This is a genomic window from Pseudomonas sp. CM27, assembly GCF_013179515.1.
GTDB lineage: Bacteria > Pseudomonadota > Gammaproteobacteria > Pseudomonadales > Pseudomonadaceae > Aquipseudomonas.
Genome location: NZ_JABMCN010000216.1, coordinates 1 through 10,496, shown reverse-complemented (window position 1 = coordinate 10,496; position 10,496 = coordinate 1). Strand labels below are relative to the sequence as shown.

Below are 10,496 nucleotides of genomic sequence, written 5' to 3'. Positions count from 1 at the left end.
AGCGCACCTTGCTGCCGCCCATGGCGCGGGGCGAAGTGCGCTGGTGCCAGGGCTTCTCCGAGCCCAATGCCGGCTCTGACCTGGCCAGCCTGAAGATGGCGGCGCGCGACGCCGGTGACCATTTCGTGGTCGACGGCAGCAAGATCTGGACCTCGTACGGCGACAAGTCCGACTGGATGTACGCCCTGGTGCGCACCGACCACCAGGCGCCCAAGCATGAAGGCATCAGCCTGATCGTGCTGGACATGCGCAGCCCGGGGGTGAAGGCCGTGCCGATCGACCTGATCAGCGGCAAGTCGGCGTTCTGCCAAGTGTTCTTCGACTCGGTCAAGGTGCCGAAAAGCAATCTGGTGGGGCCGCTGAACGGTGGCTGGAACCTGGGCAAGTACCTGCTGCAGCACGAGCGCAAGGCGATGTCGAAGTTCGGCGAATTCAGCCTGCCTTCGCACTTTGACCTGCTGGCCCTGTTGCGCGACTACCTGCCGCAGCCGCGCAGCCAGGGCGAATGCGCCTTGCAGGCGCGCGCCGTGGCCTGCGCCATGGACGAGCACGCCTATAACCTGACCGTGCAGCGCATGGCCGAGGAGGGCCGCTGTGGCGACGATATCAGCGGGCTGATGGCAATCATGAAACTGGTGCACACCGAGCAGGAGCGCGACAAGTTCGAAGTGCTGCTCGACGCCATGGGCGGCCACGCTCTGGGCTGGCAGCACGAGGGCTTCAGCGAGCGCGAACTGGCGGTGACCCGCGCCTGGTTGAACAGTTACGCGCTGACCATCTCGGGCGGTGCTTCGGAAGTGCAGCTCAATGTCATTGCCAAGCGTGTGCTTGGCCTGCCTGACGGCAAGAAAGGAGTGCAAGCATGAACCTTCGTTACAGCGAGGAGCAGCGCCTGCTGGCCGACAGCGCCAGGGATTTTCTTGCCGCCCGCAGCCCGGTGGCGGCCCAGCGTCGGCTGCGCGATCAGGGCGCGGCCAGCGGTTTTGACCCGCAAGTGTGGCGCGATGCCGTGGCGTTGGGCTGGAGCGCGATACCGTTTCCCGAGGCGCAGGGCGGGCTGGACTTCGGCTGCATGGGCCTGGGCCCGGTGTTCGAGGCCATCGGCCACAACCTGGCAGCGACGCCGTTGCTGTCCAGCGTGGTGCTGGGCGGCTCGCTGCTGCACCTGGCGGGCTCGCCGACACAGCAAGGCGACTGGTTGCCGGCGTTGATCAGCGGTGAGCGACGCGTGGCGCTGGCGGTGGATGAACGTGCCCGCCATCAGCCACGTGATATCGCCCTGGCAGCGGTTGCCGATGGCGACGGCTTCTGCCTGCAGGGTGAAAAGTTCTGGGTGGTCGATGGTGTCGGTGCCGATGCTTATGTGGTAGCGGCGCGCACGGCTGGCCAGCCGGGCGAGGCGCAGGGCATCAGCCTGTTCCTGGTGCCCGCCGATACACCAGGGGTGGCCTGCAGCCCGCTGGCGTTGATCGACTCACGCAACAGCGGGCGCTTGCGCCTGGACCAGGTGCGGCTTGGCCGCGACGCCTTGCTGGGTTGCCCTGGTGAGGGCTGGGTGGCGCTGGACGCCGCGCTGGACCGTGGCCGGGCATGCCTGGCGGCAGAACTGTTGGGCGCGGCGCAGCAGTTGTTCCAGACCACCCTCGAGTACCTCAAGACACGGGTGCAGTTCGATGTCCCGATCGGCTCGTTCCAGGCCCTGCAGCACCGCGCCGCGCAGTTGTATGTGGACCTGGCGTTGGCCCGCAGTGCGGTAATGGCCGGCCTGGCGGCGCTGGATGATGGCGAGCTCGACGCTGCCCGGCGTGGTCGCCTGGTCAGCCTGGCCAAGTGGAAAGCCGGCGATACCGCGCTGAAGGTGGCCAACGAAGCGGTGCAGATGCACGGCGGCATTGGCGTCACCGACGAGCTGGACGTCGGCCTGTACCTGAAGCGCGTGCGGGTGGCGCAAGCTTGCCTTGGCGACCGGGACTTCCACTGCGAGCGCTATGCCGACCTTGACCAGGCCTGCGCCTGAAACCTCGTGGGAGAACCCTGATGAGCATACAACTGTGGCGACAGGCCTGGCAGCAGCTGATAGCGCCGGGTGCGCCGTTTGAAGTGGTGAGCCCGGCCGATGGCAGCCCGCGGTATTTCCGTCACGCTGCGCGCAACCTGATGCAGGTAATCGACGCCGGCCGCGTGCATGGCGACAAGGAATTCATCATCTGGCAGCAGCAACGGCTGACCTTCAATGATTTTTTCGACGCGGTCGACCGCCTTGCCGGGCAACTGGCCGGGCCATTGGGGGTACGCCCCGGCGAGCGGGTGGTGATTGCCATGCGCAACCAGCCTGCCTGGCTGGTGGCCTTCGCCGCTATCCAGCGTTGTGGGGCGGTGTGCGTGCCACTGAATAGCTGGGGGCTGCGCGACGAGCTGCTGCATGGTGTCGAGGACAGCGGCGCACAACTGCTGTTTTGCGATGAAGTGCGCCTGGCGATGTTGCGTGAAGACCTGACGCGGGGTGGGCATACCTGCATCGTGGTCGGGCACAGCTCCGAGCCTGCATTGCCTGAAGGCTGCCTGCGCTACGAAGCCCTGCTGGCGGCCGAGCCGCGGGTGCTTGCGGTGCCAGAAATTCCACCCGAGGCCCCGGCGCTGATCCTCTACACCTCGGGTACCACCAGCCGTGCCAAAGGCGTGCTGTCCAGTCACCGGGCGGTATGCCAGGCCCTGGCGGCACTGGAGTTCCAGGGCGCCTTCTGTGCCATGAGCTCGCCCCAACGGGTCGGCGGCATGCTTGCCAGTGGCTACGCGCCCACCTCGTTGATGGCGGTCCCGCTGTTCCACGTCAGTGGGCTGCACGCCCAGTTCCTGTCGGCGTTCCGCCCTGGCCGGCGGTTGCTGCTGATGTACAAGTGGGACCCGGAGCAGGCGCTGGACCTGATCCGCGATGAGCGCTGCACCCAGTTCAACGGCGCGCCGGTGATGATGCAGCAGTTGCTCGCGTCTGAACGCTACGGCAGTGACGATACGGCCAGCCTGTTCGGCCTGGGCCTTGGCGGCGGTGCGTCGTCTGCCGGGCTGCTGGCCGAAATGCTCGCCCGCAAGCCCGAGGTGATCGGCGGCAGCGGTTACGGCCTGACCGAGAGCAACGGTATTGGCGCAGCCATCGGTGGTGACCCTTTCGAGTACCGCCCGGCCACGGCCGGTTGGCCGTTACCGATTGTCGAGGTCCGCATCGGTGATGACCCGCTGCAACCTTTGCCGCCAGGCACTTCAGGCGTGATCTGGCTGCGCTCGCCGACGCTGATGGAGGGCTACTGGAACCTGCCGGCCGCCACGGCCGACAGCGTGCGCGCAGGGTGGCTGGACACCGGTGACCTCGGCTACCTGGACGACCAGGGCTTCCTGTACATCAGCGGTCGGGTCAAGGACCTGATCAACCGGGGTGGCGAGAAGATCTCGGCAGTTGAAGTCGAGAGCTGCATCAGCGACATGGCGGGCGTGGATGAGGCGGCGGCATTTGCCCTCGACGATCCGGCAATGGGCGAGGTGCTGGCGCTGGCAATCCAGGGCAGCCCGGCCACGCTGCCGTCGGATGAACAGGTGCGCGGCTACATCGCTGCACGCCTGGCACCCTACAAGGTACCCGCCCAGGTGTTTCGCCTGCATCAGCCGCTGCCGCGCAATGCCACCGGCAAGGTGCTGAAGGCCGAACTCAAGGCACGCCTGTGCGTCGAGTGACTTTTTAGTCTCTCCGGACGATGCCGATCGCCCTGGAACACGAACAATGAAGTCATACCAGAAGCCTTATCAGCGAAGGAGGCAATACATGAAAACAACAAAAGGTGTGATGCTCGCCGCCGTCATTACAGTCAACAGCGGGCTGCTGGCCAGCGCCGACGCCGCCGTGCCGGCAGACGAAGCCGCCAGGCTCGGCAAGGACCTTACCTGCGTCGGCGCCGAGCAGGCGGGGAACGCCGCCGGCACCATCCCGCCCTACACCGGCAAGTACCTGGGCGAGGTGCCGGGCTGGAACCACGTGAAGTTCTCGGGCGACCAGCCCGTGGACCCGTATGCCGACGAAAAACCGATACTGGTGATTACCGCGCAGAACATGGACCAGTATGCCGATCACCTCAGCGAAGGGCAGAAGGCGCTGCTGAAGAAGTACCCCGCCACCTACAAGATGAACATCTACCCCGGCCATCGCGACTTCCGTTACCCCGACTACGTGTGTCGCCGGGTGATGAGCAACGCCGTGAATGCCAAGCTGGTGAACGACGGCCTGGGTGTCGAGGGGCTGGGCCAGGTACCGTTCCCGATCCCGAAAAACGGCATGGAGGTGTTGTGGAACCACCAGTTGCCGGCACGTGCCTACACCGAGGAGAAGATCTCCGACCTGGCATCGGTGTTGCCCAACGGCAGCATCGGCTGGGGTCGCGCGCATGCGCGCAACCTGTCCCAGGCCAACTCGCCAACGGTGGAGCCGAAAACCTCGGACATGGTCCAGGCGATGAGCTACAACACCACCCTGAAGCCCGCGCGTGACAACGGCGTGATCAGCATTGCCCACGAGCCGTACAACTTCGTCACTTCGTCGCGCCAGGCCTGGTCCTACAGCCCGTCGACCCGCCGCGTGCGGCAGATGCCGGGGTACGGTTACGACCAACCGATGATCGGCACCAACGGCACCATGACGGTGGACGAGGACCGTCTGTTCAACGGCGCACCGGAACGCTACACCTGGAAGCTGCTGGGCAAGCGCGAAATCTACACCCCGGCCAATGCCTTCAAGGCCAACGCCGGCAACGTCAAGTATGCCGAGCTGCTGACGCCCAACCACCCCAACCCGGCGTTCATGCGCTATGAGTTGCGCCGGGTCTGGGTGGTGGAGGCGGACCTGAAGGAGGGCTACCGGCATGTCTACGGCAAGCGCGTGCTGTTCATCGACGAGGACACCTGGAACGCGGTGATGGCCGATAACTACGATGCCCGTGGGCAGTTGTGGAAGCATGCGATGGTCAACTATTACTACCACCCGGACATGAGCGGTTGGCAGGCCGGCTCGCAGTTCTTCATGGACCTGAACTCGGGGCAGTACACCGGTTACGGCATGACCAACGAAGCGAAGAAGGGGCCGATTCTGAACGAGAGCAAGTTCACCCCGGACATGTATACGGCGGATGCAGCGCGGGCTATCGGGCGTTGATGGACTGATAGTTCCCCCTTGAAGTGAACGAGGCCTGGCAGGGATCAACCCTGGCAGGCCTTTTTGTTTGTGAGGTGAAAGGTTTGTCGGGGCGTTGGGGGAGGGCTACCAGGTGCCTGGCATGGCATTTTCGCCGGGGCACAAATCGAGCGCCGCGCGGGCGGCGCTCGATTTCACAGGCGCTCAAAATGCAGTGCCAAGCACCAGCGCCCCTACACCGCCACCGCGCCAACAACCTTGCCCGCCGCCACCCCCTTGATCTGCGCCCGATACCGCGGCAACGCCATCGCCAGAAACCCCGCCGCCAGCACCAGCAACACCACCGAAGCCGCCAGCGCATAGCGCAGCGACTCACCCTGCAGGCTGGGCAGGAACACATCGCTGAGCATGCCGATCAGCAACGGCCCAAGGCCTACCCCGAGCAAGGTCATGGCCATGACGAAGATCGCCGTGGCCTGGGCCAGGCGGTGGGCCGGGAACAAATGCGTGATGGCGCCCAGGCACGGCGTTGCCCACCACACGCCAAAGAAACCGAACGCGCTGTAGAACAGAAACGCCTGCGGTACCGGCGTGTCGCCAATATGAAACGCCACCCCTTGTGGCCACAGGAAGTAGGCCAGCGCAAACGGGATGCTCAACAGCGTGCCCAGCAACGGCACGCCAATCTGCCAACCCACGTCACGCCGGGCCAGGCGGTCGGTGAGCATGCCGCAGACCAGGGTGCCAATGGTCGAGCCCGTGCCGCCCACCACACCTACCAGAAAGCCCGCCTGCTGCATGTTCAGGCCATGAGAGCGAATCAGGAAGCTGGGGCTCCAGGTACCAATGGCATAGCCGGCTATGGCCGCTGCACCGCCAGTCAGTATCAACCACAAGAACGAAGGCATGCGCAGCAGCTCGGTCAGGGTACGCAACCATCCTTCGCCCGGCTCATTCGCTGCTTGCCGCGTACGCACCGGGGCCGGTGCGCGAACCGTCAGCAACAGCAGCAAGCCCAGCAAAATGCCGGGTGCGCCAATCAACAGGAACGCGTAGCGCCAGCCATGCTGCTGGGCAATCCAGCCGCCCAGGCCCAGGCCGACAATCGCGCCCAGGCTGGAACCGAGCATCAGCACCGCCAAGGCAGTGGAGCGGCGGTGCGCCGGGTACAGGTCGGACACCATCGCCACCGAAGGCGCAGTGCCGCCGGCCTCGCCGATGGCAACCCCGATCCGCGCCAGGACCAGGGTGAAAAAGCTGCCGGCCATGCCGCAGAGCATGGTCATCAGGCTCCAGGCCATGCAGCTGAAGGCAATCACCGGTTTGCGCCCGATGCGGTCTGACAGGCGCCCCAGCGGCAGGCCGAACACCGTGTAGAACACTGCAAAGGTCACACCCGATAGCAAGCCGATGCCAGTATCGGAAATGCCGAACTCCTGCTTCACCGGCTCGATCAGGATCGCCATCAGCTGGCGGTCGATGTAGTTGAAGACGTAGATGCCGGCCAGCACCAGCAGGGCGTAGTGGGTACGCCAGGTCACAGGGGGGGATGGGTTCACTGTTCAGGCTCCGCTTCTTGTTTTGGGTGCGCACGATCCTCGGCGCATTGCGCATGGTTTTCATCGTCTGTTCAGACCAGTTCAGGCACCTGTCACCAGGCTTGCCGACGGCCGCAGGCGCGGCGCAGAAAACGGCCTCGGGCGTCGCACCGAAAATAGTCTCGACGGACGATGTTTCGCACCCGCCCACGGTGAATCATTCAGCCCATATCCGGTGAATTGCGTTGCCGGCAAGCCGGAAACAAGAATACGTAAAGGAGCTGAAATGGACATCTTGTTCGAGCCTGTGCGCCTGGGCGAACTGCAACTGGCCAACCGCATCGTGATGGCCCCGATGACCCGCAGTCGCGCCGATGCTCGCGCAGTGCCGGGCAGCGATATGGTCGAGTACTACCGCCAGCGCGCCAGTGCCGGACTGATCGTTGCCGAAGGCACCGCGCCTTCTGCCAGCGGCCTTGGTTATTGCCGCACCCCGGCGATCTACAACCGCGAGCAGATCAGCGCCTGGCAACAGGTTACCCGCGCCGTGCACGAACAAGGCGGGCGCATCGTGCTGCAATTGATGCACGTGGGGCGCGCTGCCAGCCATTACAACAAACCCCAGGGTGCGCCAACCGTAGCCCCATCATCGCTGCCGGCGCGTGTCCAGCTGTTCAGCGATAGCGCAGGGATGGTCGATGCCGATGTGCCCCAGGCGTTGTCGCTGGCGGCTATCGCCGAGGTCATCGGCGACTTCCGCCAGGCGGCGCTGAGTGCCCGCGAAGCGGGGTTCGACGGGGTCGAGCTGCACTGCACCAGTGGCTACCTGCCGATGCAGTTCATGGCTTCGGGCAGCAACCTGCGTACCGATGCGTATGGCGGGCCGGTGCAGCAACGGGTGCGCTTTGCCAAGGAAGTGCTCGAAGCCATGGCCGCGGCCATCGGCGCCGGCCGGGTCGGCCTGCGGCTGTGCCCCGGCAACCCTTACAACGACATCGACGACCGCGAACCTGAACACACCGCTACGGCCCTGTGCCAGGCGGTGGCACCACTGGGGCTGGCCTACCTGCACATCATGCGCTCGCCCGTGCCCGGGCTGGATGCCTTTGCCCTGGCGCGCGCGCATGGCCCCCAGGGGCTGATCCTCAACGACGGCTTCGACGCAGCTTCCGCCCGCACGGCGCTGGCAGCGGGCGAGGGCACGGCGGTGTCGTTCGGCCGCCTCTTCATCGGCAACCCTGACCTGGTCGAACGCCTGCGCCACGACAGGCCGCTGGCCGGCTTCGACCGCAAGACCCTGTATACCCCCGGTGCCCGCGGCTACAGCGATTACCCAACCTGGCAGCAGCACCTGGAGGTGACGCAATGAACCTGCCGCACAGCCTGAGCAGCCTGGCGCCTGTCAGCCGCGAGCACACCCAGGCGCTGCTCGACCTGCGCGCCGAGGCCAGTGCGCAAATCAAGCCGCGTGACCTGTACACCCTCGCCGACCGCCTGGAGGCCCAGGCCATCCGCCACGGCGAGCGGCCATTCCTGATCGCGGGCGACCAGGTGCTGAGCTACGCCGAAGTCGACAGCCAGGCCAACCAGATGGCCCACCGCGCACGTGCTGCCGGCCTGCAGGCTGGTGACGTGTGCGCAATCATGATGGAAAACCGCCCGGCGTTCTTCACCTGCTGGTTCGGCCTGGTCAAGCTTGGCGTGGTGGTGGCGTTCATCAACACCCAAGTGGCCGGCAAACCCTTGCTGCATGCCCTGCAGACGACCGCGGCCAAGGCGCTGGTGGTGGGCGAAGAATGCCTGGGCAACCTGCAGGCCACCGACGGGTTGCCCGCGCTGCCATTGTGGATGGTGACCGATGCCGAAACCCCATGGCCCGGTGAACTGCCCGAAGGGGTCGACCGCACCTTCGCCACCGGGCTTGCCAGTGCGCCGCGTACCCCGTTGCCCGCAGCACTGCGCGCCGGTATCGAAGCCCAGGCGCCGACGCTGCTGATCTTCACCTCGGGCACCACTGGCCTGCCCAAGGCCGCGCGCTACAGCCATATGCGCTGGCTGTCGTCGGGCGATGTGATGCAGGTGACCCTGGAGGCCGGCGTCGACGATGTGTTCTATTGCTGCCTGCCGCTGTACCACGGCGCCGCCGCCACGTCGGTGACGTCCACCGCACTGCGCGCCGGGGCCAGCATTGTCGTGCGGCGCAAGTTCAGCGTGCGCGAATTCTGGAGCGACGTTGCTCGCCATCGCATCAGCGTGTTCCAGTACATCGGCGAAATCTGCCGCTATCTGCTCAACCGGCCGCCGCAGGCCGGGGAGCGTGAGCACAGCCTGCGTTGCATGCTCGGTGCCGGCTTGGCGGGCGAAACCTGGCAGCGCTGGGTGGAGCGGTTCGGGCCGATCCAGGTGTTCGAAGGGTGGGGGGCGACTGAAGCCAACACCAACCTGATCAATGTAGACAACTACCTCGGCTCGTGCGGCCGGGTCCCGGACTGGAGCCGTACCAACCTGCGCCTGGTGCGCTTCGACGTCGAGAACGACTGCCACCCGCGCGATGAACACGGCTTCTACCAGCTGTGCGAAGTGGGCGAGGTGGGCGAGGCCATGGGGTTCATCGTCGACCACCCGGACATCGGTGGTGGCCGCTTCGAGGGCTACACCTGTGCCGCCGCCACCGAGAGCAAGATCCGCCGCAATGTGCTGCGCGAGGGCGATGCCTGGTGGAGCTCCGGTGACCTGCTGCGCCAGGACGCCGACGGCTATTGCTATTTTGTCGACCGGATCGGCGACACCTTCCGCTGGAAGAGCGAAAACGTCTCCACCCAGGAGGTGGCCGAAGCCCTGGGCGACCTGCCGGGCCTGGAGCTGATCAACGTCTATGGCGTGCAGGTGCCGCAGCACGAGGGCCGCGCCGGCATGGCCGCAGTGCTGATGCAGGCCGGCCAGGCTTTCGACCCGCAGGCCTTCTACCGCCTGACCGACACCAGGCTGCCACGTTACGCCGCGCCGGTGTTTGTGCGGGTTACTGCCGCGGCAGACCTGACCAGCACCTTCAAGCTGCGCAAGGTCGACCTGCAGCGCCAGGGTTACTGCCCGGATGCCTGTACCGACCCGCTGTTCATTCGCGACGAGCGCAGCCAGACCTACCAGCCGTATTCGCCCGCGTTGCTTGCGCAGCTGGGCTTGCCAGCCTTCGTCGGTGGCCAGCATGGCTGAGCTCGACGACAACGGCCATGAGCTGCGTGGCGGCCTGCGCTACCCCTGGCCGCAGCCGCCAGCGAGCGGTCAAGCGGGCGAGGTAGCGGCGGGGGTGTGGTGGCTGCGCATGCCGCTGCCGTTTCGCCTTGACCACATCAACCTCTACCTGTTGCGCCATGACCACGGCTGGGTGGTGGTGGACACCGGCATGAACACAGCGCAAACCCAAGAGGTCTGGGCCCGGGTGTTCGAGCAGGTGTTCGCCGGCCAACCGCTGCTGGCGGTGATCTGCACCCACTACCACACCGACCATGCCGGCGTCGCCGGCTGGCTGGCCGAGCGGTTTCGCTGCCCGGTGTACATGACTGCTGCGGAATACCGCTCGCTGTATGTCGCCGTGCCAGGCGAGCAGGCGCCGGGCTGGGACTTCGTAAATTTCTATGCCAAGGCCGGTTTTGGCGACGAGCAGATCGGCGAGCTTTATCGGCTGGTGCAGAACGGCCATTTCCGGCCGCTGCATTTCAACAGCTACCGGCGCCTGCGTGAGGGTGATCGGCTGCGCATCGGCAGCCGCCAGTGGCGCGTGGTGG

General features: G+C 65.8%; 8 protein-coding genes. 7 read left to right on the top strand and 1 reads right to left on the bottom strand.

Annotation, left to right across the window (positions count from 1 at the left end; all coding sequences use genetic code 11):
• The 4 genes from HP547_RS22585 to HP547_RS22570 all read left to right on the top strand — a co-directional run.
• On the top strand, positions 1–866 hold an 866-nt coding region (locus tag HP547_RS22585; RefSeq protein ID WP_172287476.1), incomplete at its 5' end, for an acyl-CoA dehydrogenase family protein.
• The gene (locus tag HP547_RS22580) at positions 863–2,017 is read left to right on the top strand and encodes an acyl-CoA dehydrogenase family protein (RefSeq protein WP_172287475.1); all 1,155 of its coding nucleotides are present in this window, start codon (positions 863–865) and stop codon (positions 2,015–2,017) included. The genes HP547_RS22585 and HP547_RS22580, both read left to right, overlap by 4 nt.
• Positions 2,018–2,037: 20 nt before the next feature.
• Positions 2,038–3,726: a class I adenylate-forming enzyme family protein gene (locus HP547_RS22575; protein WP_172287474.1), complete on the top strand. Its 1,689-nt coding sequence runs from the start codon at positions 2,038–2,040 to the stop codon at positions 3,724–3,726.
• Between the two features lie 88 nt (positions 3,727–3,814).
• The gene (locus HP547_RS22570) at positions 3,815–5,194 is read left to right on the top strand and encodes a DUF1329 domain-containing protein (RefSeq protein ID WP_172287473.1); all 1,380 of its coding nucleotides are present in this window, start codon (positions 3,815–3,817) and stop codon (positions 5,192–5,194) included.
• Positions 5,195–5,406: 212 nt separating this feature from the next.
• Here the strand turns inward: HP547_RS22570 and HP547_RS22565 are convergent, their stop codons facing one another.
• The gene (locus HP547_RS22565; protein ID WP_172287472.1) at positions 5,407–6,732 is read right to left on the bottom strand and encodes an MFS transporter; all 1,326 of its coding nucleotides are present in this window, start codon (positions 6,730–6,732) and stop codon (positions 5,407–5,409) included.
• Between the two features lie 265 nt (positions 6,733–6,997).
• Here HP547_RS22565 and HP547_RS22560 point away from each other — a divergent pair, with 265 nt between their 5' ends.
• The 3 genes from HP547_RS22560 to HP547_RS22550 all read left to right on the top strand — a co-directional run.
• The gene (locus HP547_RS22560) at positions 6,998–8,080 is read left to right on the top strand and encodes an alkene reductase (RefSeq protein ID WP_172287471.1); all 1,083 of its coding nucleotides are present in this window, start codon (positions 6,998–7,000) and stop codon (positions 8,078–8,080) included.
• Positions 8,077–9,924, top strand: coding sequence for a long-chain-acyl-CoA synthetase (locus HP547_RS22555; protein ID WP_172231748.1), 1,848 nt, complete (start codon positions 8,077–8,079; stop codon positions 9,922–9,924). The genes HP547_RS22560 and HP547_RS22555 overlap by 4 nt, the downstream gene beginning before the upstream one ends.
• Positions 9,917–10,496: MBL fold metallo-hydrolase (locus HP547_RS22550; RefSeq protein WP_172287470.1), on the top strand; the 580-nt coding region annotated here is incomplete at its 3' end. The genes HP547_RS22555 and HP547_RS22550, both read left to right, overlap by 8 nt.

Coding starts and splice junctions, on each gene's coding strand:
- HP547_RS22570 (WP_172287473.1), top strand. CDS start 3,815: ATGAAAACAACAAAAGGTGTGATGCTCGCCGCCGTCATTACAGTCAAC.
- HP547_RS22575 (WP_172287474.1), top strand. CDS start 2,038: ATGAGCATACAACTGTGGCGACAGGCCTGGCAGCAGCTGATAGCGCCG.
- HP547_RS22555 (WP_172231748.1), top strand. CDS start 8,077: ATGAACCTGCCGCACAGCCTGAGCAGCCTGGCGCCTGTCAGCCGCGAG.
- HP547_RS22560 (WP_172287471.1), top strand. CDS start 6,998: ATGGACATCTTGTTCGAGCCTGTGCGCCTGGGCGAACTGCAACTGGCC.
- HP547_RS22580 (WP_172287475.1), top strand. CDS start 863: ATGAACCTTCGTTACAGCGAGGAGCAGCGCCTGCTGGCCGACAGCGCC.